Annotated in this window: 13 protein-coding genes; 9 read left to right on the plus strand and 4 right to left on the minus strand. The window is 65.5% G+C overall.

Annotated elements, in window-relative coordinates; all coding sequences use genetic code 11:
- Nucleotides 1-62 precede the first annotated feature (62 nt).
- The 8 genes from pnp (at nt 63) to ACREE8_RS02975 (ending at nt 8,617) form a co-directional block, all read left to right on the plus strand.
- On the plus strand, nt 63-2,186 hold the full coding sequence (pnp, locus tag ACREE8_RS02940) for a polyribonucleotide nucleotidyltransferase (RefSeq protein WP_431571485.1): 2,124 nt from the start codon (nt 63-65) through the stop codon (nt 2,184-2,186).
- Between the two features lie 62 nt (nt 2,187-2,248).
- Complete coding sequence (gene ugpQ, locus ACREE8_RS02945; RefSeq protein WP_431571486.1) at nt 2,249-2,974, plus strand: glycerophosphodiester phosphodiesterase; 726 nt, start codon at nt 2,249-2,251, stop codon at nt 2,972-2,974.
- Nucleotides 2,975-3,025: 51 nt separating this feature from the next.
- On the plus strand, nt 3,026-4,423 hold the full coding sequence (locus tag ACREE8_RS02950) for an NAD(P)H-dependent flavin oxidoreductase (RefSeq protein WP_431571487.1): 1,398 nt from the start codon (nt 3,026-3,028) through the stop codon (nt 4,421-4,423).
- Nucleotides 4,424-4,580: 157 nt separating this feature from the next.
- On the plus strand, nt 4,581-5,000 hold the full coding sequence (gene irrA, locus ACREE8_RS02955) for an iron response transcriptional regulator IrrA (RefSeq protein WP_431571488.1): 420 nt from the start codon (nt 4,581-4,583) through the stop codon (nt 4,998-5,000).
- Nucleotides 5,001-5,201: 201 nt separating this feature from the next.
- Nucleotides 5,202-5,621 carry a rubrerythrin family protein gene (locus tag ACREE8_RS02960; protein ID WP_151180063.1) on the plus strand — a complete coding sequence of 140 codons (420 nt, stop codon included), beginning with the start codon at nt 5,202-5,204 and terminating at the stop codon, nt 5,619-5,621.
- 217 nt (nt 5,622-5,838) lie between these two features.
- Nucleotides 5,839-7,173, plus strand: coding sequence for a heterodisulfide reductase-related iron-sulfur binding cluster (locus ACREE8_RS02965; RefSeq protein WP_431571489.1), 1,335 nt, complete (start codon nt 5,839-5,841; stop codon nt 7,171-7,173).
- 39 nt (nt 7,174-7,212) lie between these two features.
- On the plus strand, nt 7,213-7,806 hold the full coding sequence (locus ACREE8_RS02970) for a DUF3501 family protein (protein ID WP_431571490.1): 594 nt from the start codon (nt 7,213-7,215) through the stop codon (nt 7,804-7,806).
- Between the two features lie 70 nt (nt 7,807-7,876).
- Nucleotides 7,877-8,617 carry a class I SAM-dependent methyltransferase gene (locus ACREE8_RS02975; RefSeq protein ID WP_431571491.1) on the plus strand — a complete coding sequence of 247 codons (741 nt, stop codon included), beginning with the start codon at nt 7,877-7,879 and terminating at the stop codon, nt 8,615-8,617.
- 3 nt (nt 8,618-8,620) lie between these two features.
- Here ACREE8_RS02975 and ACREE8_RS02980 read toward each other — a convergent pair whose 3' ends face one another.
- Together ACREE8_RS02980 and ACREE8_RS02985 are read right to left on the minus strand one after the other, a co-directional pair.
- Nucleotides 8,621-10,300 (minus strand): hydantoinase B/oxoprolinase family protein, encoded by a 1,680-nt coding sequence (locus ACREE8_RS02980; RefSeq protein ID WP_431571492.1) that lies wholly within the window; start codon nt 10,298-10,300, stop codon nt 8,621-8,623.
- The gene (locus ACREE8_RS02985) at nt 10,297-12,342 is read right to left on the minus strand and encodes a hydantoinase/oxoprolinase family protein (protein WP_431571493.1); all 2,046 of its coding nucleotides are present in this window, start codon (nt 12,340-12,342) and stop codon (nt 10,297-10,299) included. The genes ACREE8_RS02980 and ACREE8_RS02985 overlap by 4 nt, the downstream gene beginning before the upstream one ends.
- A gap of 330 nt (nt 12,343-12,672) precedes the next feature.
- On the opposite strand from ACREE8_RS02985, the gene ACREE8_RS02990 reads away from it, so the two are divergent.
- On the plus strand, nt 12,673-13,251 hold the full coding sequence (locus ACREE8_RS02990) for a TetR/AcrR family transcriptional regulator (protein WP_431571494.1): 579 nt from the start codon (nt 12,673-12,675) through the stop codon (nt 13,249-13,251).
- Nucleotides 13,252-13,276: 25 nt separating this feature from the next.
- Here ACREE8_RS02990 and ACREE8_RS02995 read toward each other — a convergent pair whose 3' ends face one another.
- Both ACREE8_RS02995 and ACREE8_RS03000 read right to left on the minus strand, forming a co-directional pair.
- Complete coding sequence (locus tag ACREE8_RS02995; protein ID WP_431571495.1) at nt 13,277-13,825, minus strand: hypothetical protein; 549 nt, start codon at nt 13,823-13,825, stop codon at nt 13,277-13,279.
- Nucleotides 13,826-13,885: 60 nt separating this feature from the next.
- The gene (locus ACREE8_RS03000; protein WP_431571496.1) at nt 13,886-14,449 is read right to left on the minus strand and encodes an SH3 domain-containing protein; all 564 of its coding nucleotides are present in this window, start codon (nt 14,447-14,449) and stop codon (nt 13,886-13,888) included.
- Nucleotides 14,450-14,752 lie beyond the last annotated feature (303 nt).

Raw genomic sequence — 14,752 nt, forward strand, 5'->3', positions numbered from 1 at the left:
TTCCCGCTTCTTGCGCGGGTCCGGCGCATCCGTACACCGGCCGTCAATAAGGACCTCTATCCATGTTCAAGATCTATCGAAAAGAAATCGAATGGGGCGGGCGTAAGCTCAAGCTCGAAACCGGCCATATCGCACGCCAGGCCGATGGCGCCGTCATGGCGACCTATGGCGACACCGTGGTGCTCTGCACCGTTGTCGGCCAGCGCACGCCCAAAGTCGGCATCGACTTCTTCCCGCTGACCGTCAACTACCAGGAGAAGGCTTTCGCCGCGGGCAAGATCCCGGGCGGCTTCTTCAAGCGCGAAGGCCGGCCGAGCGAGAAGGAGGTGCTGACCTCCCGCCTCATCGACCGCCCGATCCGCCCGCTCTTCGCCGAAGGCTATCGCAACGAGACGCAGGTGGTCTGCACCACCCTCAGCCACGATCTCGAAAACGATCCCGATGTGGTGGCAATGATCGGCGCCTCGGCGGCGCTGACGATCTCCGGCATCCCGTTCCTCGGCCCCATCGCGGCCGCGCGCGTCGGTTACATCGACGGCAAATATGTGCTCAATCCGCGCCTCGAGGATCTCAAGAACTCGACCCTCGAGCTGGTTCTCGCCGGCACCACCGAAGGCGTGCTGATGGTCGAATCCGAAGCCAACGAGCTCTCGGAAGAGATCATGCTCGGCGCCGTTACCTTCGGTCATGAAAACTTCCAGCCGGTGATCCGCGCGATCATCGAGCTCGCCGAGCAATGCGCTCACGAGCCCTGGCCGCTGCCCGAGAAGGGCCCCGAATACGAGACGGCCAAGACGCGCCTCAAGGCGCTCTCGGGCGACGCGATGCGGGCCGCCTATACGGAAACTGGCAAACAAGCCCGCACCGACAAGGTCGACGAAGTCCGCGCCAAGGCGATCGAGACCCTGGTCGCCGAAGGCTTCACGGCCGAGCTGGTGAACAAGCTGCTCAAGAAGCTCGAGCAGGACATCGTGCGCGGCGCCATCCTCGAGACCGGCAAGCGCATCGACGGCCGCGACACCAAGACCGTCCGCCAGATCGACAGCGAAGTGGGCTTGCTGCCCCGCGCCCACGGCTCCGCGGTCTTCACCCGCGGCGAGACGCAGGCCTTCGTGGTGGCCACGCTCGGCACCGGCGAGGACGAGCAGATCATCGACGCGCTCGAGGGCGAGTTCCGCGAGCATTTCATGCTGCATTATAACTTCCCGCCCTACTCCACGGGCGAGACGGGCCGCATGGGTTCGCCGGGCCGGCGCGAAGTCGGCCACGGCAAGCTCGCCTGGCGCGCCATCCATCCGCTGCTGCCCAAGAAGGAAGACTTCCCCTACACGCTGCGCATCGTCTCGGAAATCACCGAGTCGAACGGCTCCTCCTCGATGGCGACGGTCTGCGGCTCGTCGCTGGCGCTGATGGATGCGGGCGTTCCGCTGCGCCGTCCGGTGGCCGGCATCGCCATGGGCCTGATCAAGGAAAAAAGCGGCTTCGCCGTCCTCTCCGACATCCTCGGCGACGAGGACCATCTGGGCGACATGGACTTCAAGGTGGCGGGCACGACTGAAGGTGTGACGTCCTTGCAAATGGACATCAAGATCACCTCGATCACGCCGGAGATCATGAAGATCGCGCTGGGCCAGGCCCGCGACGGCCGCCTGCATATCCTGGGCGAGATGTCGAAAGCCCTCTCGCGCTCGCGCGAGGCGGTCAGCCAGAACGCGCCGCGCATCACCGTGATCAACATCCCGAAGGACAAGATCCGCGAAGTGATCGGTTCGGGTGGCAAGGTGATCCGCGAGATCTGCGAAGTCACCGGCGCCAAGATCGACATCGAGGATGATGGCACGATCAAGGTGGCGGCGGTCGACGCCACGGCGGCGCAGGCCGCGATCGACTGGATCCGCGGCATTGTCGCGGAGCCGGAGATCGGCACGGTCTATACCGGCAAAGTCGTCAAGATCATGGAATTCGGTGCCTTCGTGAATTTCCTCGGCACCCGCGACGGCCTCGTCCATATCAGCGAGCTGGCGCCTCACCGCGTCAAGCAGGTCTCCGATGTGGTGAAGGTCGGCGACCTGGTGAAGGTGAAGTGCATCGGCATGGATGATCGCGGCAAGGTCAAGCTCAGCATGAAGGCGGTCGATCAGCAGACCGGCGCCGATCTGAGCGAGAAGGCCGAGGCCTCGAACTGAGAATCACGCCCCCTCCCTCGGGGGAGGGGGCGTTTCCTGCAAGCACCCCGGGTTGTGAAGCCATGCTCCGCCTGCCCAAGGTGATCGGCCATCGCGGTGCGGCCGCTTCGGCACCCGAGAACACGCTGGAATCCTTCGAACGCGCCGCCCTGCTGGGCGCCCGCTGGGTCGAGTTCGATGCCAAGCTCACCCGCGATGGCGTCGCCATCATCATGCATGACGACACGCTCGACCGGACGACCAACGGTCGCGGGCCCGTCGCCAAGGCGGACTGGAGCCAGATCAGCCGGCTCGATGCCGGCGCCTGGTTCGGCCCGAACTGGCGCGGCGTCAAGGTTCCCCGGCTCGACGAGACCATCGCGCTCCTTGCCAGGCTCGGCCTCAACGCCAATATCGAGATCAAGCCCTGTCCGGGCCGCGAGGTCGAAACCGCGACCACCGTGATCGAGGTGGTCCGGGAACATTGGCCGAAGGATCGGGAGCCGCCCCTGCTGTCGAGCTTCGCGCTCGAAAGCATGGTGGTGGCGCGCGATCTGGCGCCGGAATTGCCGCGCGGGCTGCTGCTCTGGGACACGCCCGAGATCTGGCGGTCCGAGGCCGGCCGGCTCGGCTGCCTGTCGGTACATTTTTCCAGCCGATCCCTGCCTCGGGATTTGAAGGCCGTCAGGCAGGCCGGGCTTGGGGTTGCGGTCTATACGGTCAATGACCGGCGCAGGGCGCGCCGGTTGCTTGATGCGGGCGTCGATAGCATCATATCGGACTGTCCGGATACGGTGCTCGCGGCTTGAACCTCCAGGGTCCCGGTTCAAGCCTCGCGAGCGAGCAGGAGAGTTGAGAGAGTGAAGCCGCTGCCGCCACTGATCATTTCCGGCAAGGAAGTGCTGCCGCTCGTCGAAGGCGGCAAGGGCATCTCCGTTTCCAACGGCGAGAGCTCCGGCGCCTGGGCCGCGGCGGGCGGTGTCGGCACCTTCTCCGGCGTCAATGCGGATTCCTATGATCCCGACGGCAAGCTGATCGAGCAGGTCTATCGCGGCCGCACGCGGCGCGAACGCCATGAGGAGCTGGTCGCCTACGCCATCCAGGGCGGCATCCATCAGGCCCAGATCGCGCATGAGAGCTCGAACGGCCAGGGCCGCATCCACATGAATGTGCTGTGGGAGATGGCGGCCTCGCAGCGCGTGCTGCATGGCGTGCTCGAGGGCGCGAAAGGCCTCATCCACGGGGTCACCTGCGGCGCCGGCATGCCCTACAAGATCGCCGAGATCTGCGCGCAGTACGGCATCTTCTATTATCCGATCGTCTCCTCGGCGCGCGCCTTCCGCGCCTTGTGGAAGCGCGCCTATCACCGCTTCCCGGCCCTGCTGGGCGGCGTCGTCTATGAGGATCCCTGGCTCGCCGGCGGCCATAACGGCCTCTCCAACAGCGAGGATCCGCTCAAGCCCGGCGATCCCTATCCGCGCGTCGCGGAGCTGCGCCAGACCATGACCGAGTTCGGCCTCGGCGCCACGCCCGTGGTGATGGCGGGCGGCGTCTGGTGCTTGCGCGAGTGGGAACACTGGCTCGACAATCCCGAGATCGGCCCGGTCGCCTTCCAGTTCGGCACGCGGCCTTTGCTCACCCAGGAGAGTCCGATCTCGGCCGCCTGGAAGCAGCGGCTGATGACGCTCGATGAAGGCGATGTCTATCTCAACCGCTTCAGCCCGACCGGCTTCTATTCGTCGGCCGTGAGCAATCCGTTCCTCGACGAGCTGCGCGAGCGCTCCGAGCGCCAGGTCGCCTATTCCACCACCACGGTCGGCGAGCATATCTGGCCGTTCCCCGTGGGCGCACGCAACCGGCTGGTCTATCTGACCGCGGCCGACAAGCTGAACGCGGTGCAGTGGGTCGAGGAAGGCTATACCGAAACCCTGCGCACACCGGATTCGACGCTGATCCTGGTGACGCCGGAGCGCGCGAATCAGATTCGCGAGGATCAGATCAACTGCATGGGTTGCCTCTCGGCCTGCCGTTTCTCGAACTGGGCCGAGAACGACGAGGGCACCACCGGCAAGAAGGCCGACCCGCGCTCCTACTGCATCCAGAAGACGTTGCAGACCATCAGCCATTCCGAGCATACCGAGGACCAGCTGATGTTCGCCGGCCATAACGCGTTCCGCTTCAAGAACGACCCCTATTACGCGAACGGCTTCATTCCGACCGTGCGCCAGCTGGTTGAGCGGCTCGAGACCGGGGACTAGCGCCTGGATGAAGATGCGGGCGCGCGCGATGGGCCCCTCACAGCCTTGTCACTTCCCTCCAGGTCGGCCTTGACATAGCTTGTAACTATTCCAAAATCAGGACCGATGGCGTCCTGAGGGCCGTTTTCCGGCAAATTCGAGAGTGGCGACACCGCCCATGCAAGCCAGCCGTCCCTTTGCTCCGCTGGTCGATCGTCTGAAGCAGGCGGGCCTGCGCCCGACGCGCCAGCGGCTGGCGCTGGCGAAGCTGCTGTTCGAGCCGGGCTTCCGCCATGTGACGGCCGAACAGCTTCATGCCGAGGCGGCCGGCGCCAATATGCGCGTCTCGCTCGCGACCGTTTACAACACGCTGCATCAATTCACCCGCCAGGGCCTGCTGCGCGAGGTCGTGGTCGATCCCGGCCGCTCCTATTTCGACACCAACACCGGCGATCACCATCATTTCTTCTTCGAGGAAAGCGGCGATCTGCAGGATGTCGATGGCGCCGAAGTTCAGTTGGCGCGCCTGCCCCAGGCGCCGGCGGGCACCAAGCTCGGCCGCGTCGACGTGGTCATCCGGCTGCTGCCGCAGAAGTAGGCCTGCGCCGCGTTTCGCCGCGCCCCCGCTTGCTCGTTTCTCGCGATTGAGAATCCTTCGCAGTACATTTGAAACATTCTAATCTGTTGACAAACTCATTGCGTTTGCATAGTTAATTTATCAGATACCCGATGGACCGGTGTCGCGGCCGCCCCGTCGGATGGACTTCAAAGATCATCGACAAGCAAGGGAGAGCCAGCCATGAAATCACTCAAGAGCAGCAAGACCGAAGGCAATTTGAAGGCCGCCTTCGCCGGCGAGAGCCAGGCGAACCGCCGCTATCTCTATTTCGCTCAGAAGGCCGACGTTGAAGGCTACAACGATGTGGCCGCCGTGTTCCGGTCCACCGCCGAGGGCGAGACCGGTCACGCCCATGGCCATCTCGAATTCCTCGAGACGGTTGGCGACCCGGCGACGGGCCTGCCGATCGGCGCCACCGGCCCGAACCTGAAGGCAGCCATCGCCGGCGAGACGCACGAATACACCGACATGTATCCGGGCATGGCTCGCACCGCGCGCGAGGAAGGCTTCGACGAGATCGCCGACTGGTTCGAGACGCTCGCCAAGGCCGAGAAGTCGCATGCGGGCCGCTTCCAGAAGGCGCTCGACACTCTCGGCTAAGCCCCGAGGGACAGACCTAAGAGGGGCTCCGCATTAAAGCGGATGCCTCTCGTGACGACAGGCGGAAGCGCGGGATCTGTCCCGTTCTTCCGCCGCCGCGTCATTCCGCGAGGGCCGGTCTCCTCGTGCTATTTCCGATGAACCTGAATGCCGATGGCGTCGGCAACCGACAGGGCCGCCGATCCCGGCAGCGCCTGCGAGGAGGGATGTTCGACCGATGAGAGAAGGCAGTCTCGAGCCGCCGACACGCCATCCGCTCGACTGGAACGATCCCGACTTCACCAATTGGGAAAAGCTCGACGCCGAGATGCGCCGGGTCTTCGACATCTGTCATGGCTGCCGGCGCTGCTTCAATCTCTGCGACAGCTTCCCGCGGCTGTTCGATCTGGTCGATGCCTCTCCCGACGAGGTCCATGGCGTCAAGAGCGAGGACTTCAAGCCGGTGGTCGATGCCTGCACGCTCTGCGACCTCTGCTTCATGACCAAATGCCCCTATGTCCCGCCCCATGAGTTCAATCTCGATTTCCCGCATCTGATGCTGCGCTACCGCGCGGCCGAGCGCGCGCGCGGGCAGGTCGACAAGATGCGCGACGAGCTCGGCAACACCGACCGCAACGGCAAGCTCGCCGCGGTCGCGAGCCCGGTCGTGAACTGGGCCGGCAGCGAAGGCAACGGCCTCACCCGCCCGCTGTTGGAGAAGGTCGCCGGCATCGATCGCAAGGCGAACCTGCCGAAATTCTTCAGCAAGACCTTCATGCTGCGGGCGCGCCAATCGACGCCCGAGATCAACCGCGAGGCGCCGGGCTTCGGCCGCAAGGCGGTGCTCTATGCCACCTGCTTCGTCAACTACAACAACCCCGATATCGGCGAGGCCGCGCGCAAGGTGCTGGCGAAGAACGGCGTCGAGACCGAGGTGCTCTATCCCGCCTGCTGCGGCATGCCCCAGCTCGAGGCCGGCAACATCGCCAAGGTCGCGGAGAATGCGGGCAAGGTGAGCGAGGCGCTGCTGCCTTGGGTCGAGAAGGGCTATGACATCATCGCGCTCGTTCCGTCCTGCGCGCTCATGCTCAAATTCGAATGGCCGCTGATCCTGCCGTCGGACGCCGGCATCAAGACGCTCTCGCAGGCGACCTTCGACGTGACCGAGTATGTCGTCGACATCGCCAAGCGCAACGGCATGGCGCCGGGCCTGCAGCCGCTGGAAGGCGGCGTGGCGCTCCATATCGCCTGCCATGCGCGCGCCCAGAATATGGGCCAGAAGGCGGCGGAGATGCTGCGGCTGATCCCCGAGGCCGATCTCGCGGTGATCGAACGCTGTTCCGGCCATGGCGGATCCTGGGGCGTGCTGAAGGGCAATTTCGAGACGGCGCTCAAGGTCGGAAAACCCGTCGCACGCCAGGCGCAAGGGGCGGGCAAGCGCCATCTGGCCTCGGAATGTCCCCTGGCGGGCGCCCATATCGTGCAAGGCATGGAACGGCTCTCCGACGGCAAGCCGGCAGCGACCCACTCGCACCATCCGATTGAATTATTGGCGCAGGCATACGGACTCTAGCCGCCCGCGTCGCAAGAGGCGGGTGGAAGGACGGAAAGGATGACGATGCGCAAGCATGAGATCACGGCCGACGACCTGATGAGCACCGAGGCCTACACCAAGGTGCGCAAGGAACGCCGCGCCGACCTGGTGCAGCGCAAGAAGCTGCGCCGTCTCGAGATCGGGCCTCATTGCAGCATGCATTTCGAGAATTACGAGAGCATGTGGCTCCAGGTGCAGGAGATGCTCTATATCGAGAAGGGCGGGGCGGAGCAGATTCCGGGCGAGCTCGCGGCCTATAACCCGCTCGTGCCCAAAGGCGCCGAGCTCGTCGTCACTGTGCTCTTCGAGATCGACGATCCCAACCAGCGCAAGATCATCCTGTCGCGCCTCGGCGGCGTCGAGGAGACGGCCTTCATCGAGGTCGATGGCGACCGCGTGGCCGGCGTGGCGGAAGCCGACCAGGATCGCAGCACCGCCGAAGGCAAGGCCTCCTCCGTGCAGTTCATCCATTTCCCTTTCAAGCCGAAGCAGATCGAAGCATTCCGCAAACCGGGTGCCCGCATTCTCGTCGGCTTCACCCATCCGCATTACGGCCATATCGCCGTGATGAGCGAGCCGGTGCGCGCGGCGCTGGCGGAGGATTTCGATTAGTGGCGTCGCCGTGTAGGGCACCCCCTCCCTAACCCCCGTGAGGGGGAGGGGATAATGAAGTGATGTGCGCATGGCGCAGAACATCTATGACGACGAGACTTTCTTCGCGGGCTACAGCCAGTTGCCGCGCTCGATCGACGGTCTCGAAGGTGCGCCGGAATGGCCTTCGCTCCGCGCTCTGCTTCCATCGCTTGCGGGCCGTCGAGTGCTGGATCTCGGTTGCGGTTTCGGCTGGTTCTGCCGTTGGGCGCGGGCGCAGGGTGCGGCCCAGGTTCTGGGGGTCGATCTTTCCCAACGGATGCTGACGCGCGCGCGAGCCGAGACTGCTGACCCTGCCATCTCCTATGTCCAAGCGGATCTGGAGCAGTTCAGTCCGGCGCCTGGAGCCTTCGACCTTGCTTACAGCTCGCTGGCATTCCATTACATCGAGAATCTGGAGCGGCTCCTGACCCCGATTCACGAGGCGCTGGTGCCCGGGGGCCGGTTGGTCTTTTCCGTCGAGCATCCGATCTATACGGCGCCCCGCGCGCCGGGCTGGTCGGTCGATGCCGCCGGCCACAGCCAATGGCCCGTCGATGGCTATCTCGAGGAGGGACCGCGTTCCACCGATTGGCTGGCCAAGGGCGTGATCAAGCGGCATCGGACCATCGGGACTTACGTCAATCTGCTGCTGGGGCTGGGCTTCGTCCTCTCGCATATCGAGGAATGGGGACCGAGCCATGAACAGATCGCCGCGCACCCCGAATGGGCCCGCGAGCGGGACCGCCCAATGTTCCTGCTGATGGCCTGCGATCGCCCGGCGTCGCGTTAGGCCTCAAGCTGTCCGATAGAACCGGGCGGCCTGCTCGGCCGTGACGAAGCCTTCCTGCAGATCGCGCGCGACCTGCGATGGATCCCTTTCCTGCGGAGATCCATAGCCGCCACCGCCGGCCGTTTCGATGATGAGGCGATCGCCGCGCTGGAGGGGAACGTTGCCCTTCGAGGCGAGCGGCATGACGTTGCCGCCGCGCTCGATGAAGAAGCGCGAGGTCGCGCCGGGCTCGCCGCCCAGCAAACCCCAAGGCGCGATACGAAAGCGGTCCGAGTAGCAGTTGAAGCTCACCCCGTCATCGAGGATGCGGTAGACGCGCCGCGCGCCCAGCCCGCCCCGCCGCGCGCCCAGCCCGGCCGAGCCGCGCCGCAGCGCATATTCCTCCACGCGCATGAAGGGGTAGTCGGTCTCGAGCGATTCGACCGGCACGTTCGAGCAGTTGCCGACATAGCCATCGACCACGTCCGCGCCATCGGCGCCCGCCGACGCGCCCCAGCCTCCGCCGACGACCTCCATATAGACGCGGTAGCCGTCCGGGCCCATATGCCCCATCCCGATCGCATTGGTCGTGTCATGCCCCGAGGCCAGGACCTGCAATGGCACGACCTTGGACATGGCGAGCATGATGGCGTTGTAAACCCGATGGCAGGCGCTGTTGCGCGCACGCACCGCGACGGGCTGGTTGGGGTTGAGGAAAGACCCGTGGGGGACGTTGATATTGCGGATCGGCCGGTAGAGCCCGTCATTCACCGGGATATGTCCGCCGCCGAGCAGCAGAGCGAGCGCGCCATAGGCTGCCGAGATCGTGGAGGCCAGCGGCGAGTTGATGATGCCTTTGGTTTGGGGCGAGCTCCCGGAGAGATCGATCTCGAGTGTGTCGCCCGAAACCGTGATCCTGACGGCGACCCGCAGCGGAGTCTGCGTGAAGCCGTTGTCGTCGACGAAATCCTCGCCTTCATAGACACCATCCGGAATGGCACGGATGGCCTCGCGCGCGCGCCGTTCGGAGTAATCCTGCAGTTCGGCCGCCGCCCCCAGAACGGTTTCCTCGCCGAACCGGTCGAGCATCTCGATGAGGCGTGTTTCTCCGGTCCGGTTCGAAGCGAATTGCGCGTAGATGTCTCCCATCACCTGATCGGGCGTGCGGACATTGATGCGGATGAACTGCTCGAGCAGGCCGTCGCCCAGGTCGCGATCCACGTCGAACCGGCAGAGCGGAATCCGGAGGCCTTCCGAATAGACGTCGGTCGCGCCGGCGTTAGGTCCCGCCGCGCCGCCGCCGATGTCGATATGGTGCCCGAGGGCCGCGGCGAAGGCGACCAGCCGGCCGTGATAAAACACCGGCGTGAAAAGGATGATGTCGTTCAGATGCTGGGCCCCGCTATAGGGGTCGTTTGTGATCAATCCCTCGTCCGGCCGAATCGTCGAAAGGTCATGGCGCTTGGCGAAGGCCTCGAAGACCTTGCCGAAGGAGTTCATATGGATGGGGCAGAACTGTGCCTGCGCGATGATCCGCCCCTGACGGTCGAGCAGCGAGGTGGAGCAATCGCGCGCCTCCCGGATGATGGTCGAATAGGCCGAGCGGACGAGCTTCTCGCCCATTTCCTGGGCGATGCCGTGAAGGCCATGGCTGATGATGTTGAAGCTGGCCTGGTCGATGTTCGCCGGTGTGGTTTCCGTCATGACCTTTCCTCCTTCGGCGTCAGCACCAGGGAGCCCCCGCGCGCGACCGTGGCAATCCAGCCAGGCGGCACGAGGGTCGTGGCGGTCGGTTCTTCGATGATCGCCGCACCCGCCAGGACGAAATTTTCCGGAAGGCTTTGCCGCCAGGCGAACCGGCAGGGAACCTTGCCGCCGCGGAAGGCGATGCGGCCTTCTTCAATTTCCGGGGTGGCCGACTTGGCTGCACCCTGCGTGACCTGATCCAGGACCTGCCGCGGCGTCGGGATCTGCGCGACGAGGCGGAAGGTGACGATCTCGATGGCATCGCCGAAGGCGGACCCGCCATACCGCACGCGATGCGTATCCTGGAACAGCGCATGCAGGTAGGAAGCCCCTTCCTTCGCGAGACGCGCCACATCCACCGGGGTCAGCAGCTCGAAGCCCTGACCGCGAAACCGCATCTCCAGAGCGTGCTCGAAGACCAGCTCCTTGGGCGATCGGCCGAAGGCGGTGAACTCCTCGGCTGCTTCCTTGCGCATCTGCTCGAAGATATCGGCCGCATGACGGCCGATATGGCTGTCCACCGGCAGCAGATTCGTCTGGCGATAGATCCTTTTGAGGTCGGCGACGAGAAGACCCAGCGCCGAGAAGAGGCCGGGATAGGGAGGAACGACGACGCGTCGGATGTTCAGTTCGCCCGCCGCCAGCGCCCCGATCATCGGACCCATGCCGCCATAGGCATAAAGCGCGTAATGCTTCGGATCGTGACCCCGCTGCACTGAAACGAGCCGGATGCCGCGGCCGATATGGGCGGCACCGATCTCGACCATCGCCTGCGCCAGCGCGTCCGCGCTCTGGCCCAGCGACTTGGCCAGGAGGGCGAGGGCCTCATCCGCGCGTTCCGGCCGCAACGTCATGCGGCCGCCGAGGAAGCGCTGTGGCCGGATCCATCCGAGCCGGACCAGGGCGTCCGTGATGGTGGGCGCCGTCCCACCATGACCGTAGCAGGCGGGGCCCGGGCGGGCCCCCGCGGACCGGGGCCCCACCTGGAGCATTCCTCCCGGGTCGATCCAGCCGAGGCTGCCACCGCCGGCGCCGACATTCGCGATGTCGATGCTGGGCAGGCCGACCGGCAGGCCGTCCACCTCCGTCTCGGCGGTAACGCCGGGGGTGCCGGCGGCGATCAGGCAGATGTCCGCACTCGTTCCCCCGATATCCAGGGTGATGACGTCCCGGTCGCCGATGACCTCGGCGACGCGCGCGGCGCCGATGACGCCCGCGGCCGGACCCGAATTCAGCATATCGACGCCGCGATCCCGGGACCCGGCGCTCGGAAGCACGCCGCCGGAGGACTGCATGATGAAGAGGTCGCTCTTGGGGGCGGATTGGGCGAGGTGGCTTTCGAGATGGGCGAGATAACGGCCCACGAGCGGCGCCAGATAGGCGGCCATTGCGGTCGTGGAGGCGCGTTCATATTCGCGGAAGGTGGGCAGCACGCGGGTCGAAAGCACCACCGGGAGATCCGGATGGCGTTCCTCGATCAGCTGGCGCGCGCGCTCCTCATGCACCGGATTGCGATAGGCATGGAGGAAGCAAACCGCGATCGCCTCGACCCCTTCCCGCGTCACGAGATCGTCGACGAGGCGCATGAGCTCGCCTTCGTCGAGGGGAAGAACGACGACGCCCGCCGCGTCGAGCCGTTCCGTCACCTCGATCGAGCGGCTGAGGGGGACCAGGGGCTCGGGCTTCTCGCAGGCGATGGCATAGACGTTCGGCCGGAGCTGGCGCTGCAATGCCAGCACGTCGCGAAACCCGCGTGTCGTCAGGAAGGCGGCGCGACAGCCCTTGCGCTCCAGGATCGCGTTCGTCGCGACCGTCGAGCCATGGAGAAGCTGCGACAAGGCGGGCAGGCTGTTTCCGAGGGCTTCGGTCAACCCCTTGATGACGCCGATCGAGGGATCGCCCGGCGTCGAAGGCAGCTTGTGGGTCCGGACCTCATTGGCCTCGTCGAGCCAGATCAAGTCCGTGAAGGTCCCTCCGACCTCGATGGCCATCTTGATCATGGGCGGATACGAACCTCCCTTTGCACCGGGGATCCTGCCGAGCTTGCCCGACATCGCCGAGGCCCGCATCGGCTTTGCGCCGGAGAGTCATTTTTGCAAGAATGCACAAATTTGTAATCGCGTGCAAGATATCGGGCCGCCGGCTGTGCCTCAGGCACCCGTCGCCTTGGCAGCGAACCGATCGAGCCTGTAGTGTCTGCCGTTCCGCGACATACCCAAGGGGTGTCATTCTTGAGCCTTCGTGCACAGCAAAGGACGAAAACCGTCAACGTCCCCGGCGAATCCGAACCGGGCCTGCGCGAACGACAGCGATCGAAGCGCCGTGACAGGATGCTTCGGTCCGCGGCGGCGATCTTCGGAGAGCGGGGCTTCGAGGAGGCGCGGCTGGAGGACATTGCCGAACACGCCGAGGTTTCCGTCGGCACGATCTACAACTACTTTTCCTCCAAGTTCGACCTGCTCGTGGCTATGTATCGGGAAGACCGCGAGCTGGTGCTGAAGCAGAGCGAGACGATCGTCGCCAACCCCCCGTCCGATCCGGTCGTCGCCATCAGCAAACTGATTCAATGCGACCTGGAAAGCGGCATCGACTATGCCGGGCCGGCCGTCTGGCGCGAGATTCTGGCGCCGGCCTTCACGCCGGAGCGCTATCGGAAGACCTTCGCCGAGATCTATGACCGATATACCGGACGCATGCTGGAACTGCTCGAGTTGCTGAAGGAGCGCGGGCAGCTCGATCCCGGTACCGATTGTCGGGTTGCGGCGCGCATCTTCCTGGGCCTCGATCATCTTCATTTCCACGAGATCATGACCCAGGGCAGCCGCCCGAAGGCGGCGCTGCACCGGCTGATCGAGAAGGAAGTGCGGATGGTCTATGCCGGCCTCAAGCCGCGACGGCGCTCGACCTGAGGCGCCCGGCAGGCGCCGGCCGGATCTAGCCCGCCACTGGTGGCCTGGCGCGGCGCGCGACGGCCTGCTTGCGGAAATCCTCGACCATCCTCTGCAAGGCGGTCTTGCTTCGCAGATGGACGATCTGCTTTTCCGGATGCGCCTCGAGATAGGCGAGGATCTTGGGCCGGGTGCGCTTCTGGGTGATCGCCATCAGCCGGAAGAGCGTTTCAAGATCGAGGACCGCTTCCCTGGGATCGGTCTCGCCCCGCCGGGCCTGATCGAGCCGCCGCTGTGCCGCCCAGGCGCAATGCTGCAGCAGCGGCAAATCGACGAAGATGATCCCGTCGGCCCGATCGAGCCGGCGCTCGATCGCCTCCCAGGCCCCCATCCCGTCGATGATCCAGATGTCCTCGGCGAGCCAGGGCTGCTCGAGGGCCGTGGCTTCCCTGTCGGACAGAAGCTCGGCGCCGCGCCAGAGCAGCCTGTCATATTCGCGGTGCGGGATGCCGGTCGCTTCGGAGAGGACGCGCGCCAGGGTCGATTTGCCGCCGGCGACATTGCCGACGATCGCGACCCGGCGCGCGGCGCCCAAGGGCTCAGCCGCCCAGGGCCGGGCGTGGCGCCCGGCCGGCGGGATCGGCCATGGCGGGGCTCAGAAGGTCTCGTTGGGGTAGGTGCCCCAGAACCATTCGCGCTTGAGCCAGCCGCGATAGCCCTGGACCTCGGCGCGGCACCAGACCGCGTCGCATTCGAAGAGCTGGCCGACCACGCCGGGCTCGAGCCGGGCGGCCGGCCGTGCATCCATCTCCGGCGCCAGGCGCATGGTCCGGCGCTCGCCGGTGATGACGAAGTCGCGCTTGCCGTCGAGCATGCTCTGATGGACCCAGCCCTCGGTCCCCTGCCAATCCCGGATCTTGCGCCAGGTGTCGAATTCCTCGATCACCTCGACCGGCATGCCGTCGCGCTTGTAGATCCAGTCGATGGGATAGGTCAGGCCCGGCCCGGTCCGGAGATTGACCTCGTTCGACCGCAGCGAGACGAAACGCGGGATCGGCAGGCCCGAGGGGTTGGCGTTCGCGGCCATGGCCAGGCTGCTGTCCAATCGAGGCATCAGGCCCAGCCCCGCAAAGGCCAGACCCAAGATCAGGAGGAGCGCCGCCAAACCGCGCCCGTAGCGGCGTCGCCCGCCGGCGGGACGCACCAGGGCCATATTCATAAGCCGAGTCTCCATCATCGAACTGCAATCGCCTGAGGCGCAGATTCGGCTGCTCCGGCGGCCGGGTCAAGATGAACCGGCTGGATTGACCCGGCGTAACCCGCGGGGTCGCACGGGATTCCGGCGGCGACCGGACTCCTCCCGACGCCCCGGGGCCCTTGGCTGGACAAGGCGGGGCGCTCTTGCTATGGCAGACCGCGAGTTTCGCTTGGTAGAGTGGGCTTCGCTGTCGACCGGCTCTTCCCAAAACCATCACGCGTGATCGGGCCCGATGCCTCCCAAACCCATCGTCGTCGTTACCCG

Source organism: Hypericibacter sp. (assembly GCF_050729195.1).
GTDB lineage: Bacteria > Pseudomonadota > Alphaproteobacteria > Dongiales > Dongiaceae > Hypericibacter.